The sequence below is a fragment of the Alcanivorax sp. HI0083 genome, from assembly GCF_001635175.1.
Window position 1 is genome coordinate 1 of the sequence record NZ_LWFX01001439.1, and the last position, 780, is coordinate 780.

Sequence of the window (780 nt, forward strand, 5' to 3'; positions counted from 1 at the left end):
CCACATAAAGATCGATATTCCAAAATCCAGGATCCTCCGAAGCATTGTTTGGGTCAGCATCGTATTTCTGCAGCTCCACTGAAGAGCTCTGAACTGCGTAGCTCNACCCAGCAACATCTACAGAGCTAGCTTTCTCAAGCTGCTCTTCAAGAGCAGCAATACGGCTATTGCTTTCATCAATAGCAGCAGCCAGGGCCTGAAAGTTTGCATTGACATCGTCCGCAACCGCGTTCGTACCTTGCACAAACGCATTCGGCACAGTTACTTCCGCCACAGCCACAGAACTTGCCATTGCAGCAGCCAGAGCAGTCATCATAAATGTTTTCATTGTGTCGTTCCTTCTTCTGTATTTAGTTGGCGAACCGGCTTACTGCCAGTTCGCTTCGTCCCATTTGGTTTCGTCCCAAACTGCACCAACAGCTTCCACTATGCAGGCATCAACCGCTGTACTCGGCACACATGGGTCTTCAGGCTCGGGGTCGGCATTGTCACCAACGCCATCATTGTCGCCATCCAGGGTTTCCTCACTATCGTCCGGAAACACGTCAGCATTATCGCCAACGCCATCGCCGTCCGAATCGGCAGTTTCACCAGAATCATTCGGGAAGGCATCCCCGTTATCACCAACGCCATCGCCATCACTGTCGGCGGTTTCGTTTGCGTCATCCGGGAAAGCGTCCGCGTTGTCACCGACACCGTCGCTGTCGCTATCGGCCGTTTCTTCCGGATCATTCGGGAAGGCATCCGTGTTATCGCCTACAAAATCACCATCACTATCGG

General features: G+C 52.4%; 1 pseudogene. It reads right to left on the minus strand.

Features of this window, described 5'->3' with window-relative positions:
* Positions 1-367: 367 nt before the first annotated feature.
* A pseudogene (locus A3754_RS28060) lies at positions 368-780 on the minus strand (hypothetical protein); the annotation flags it as partial.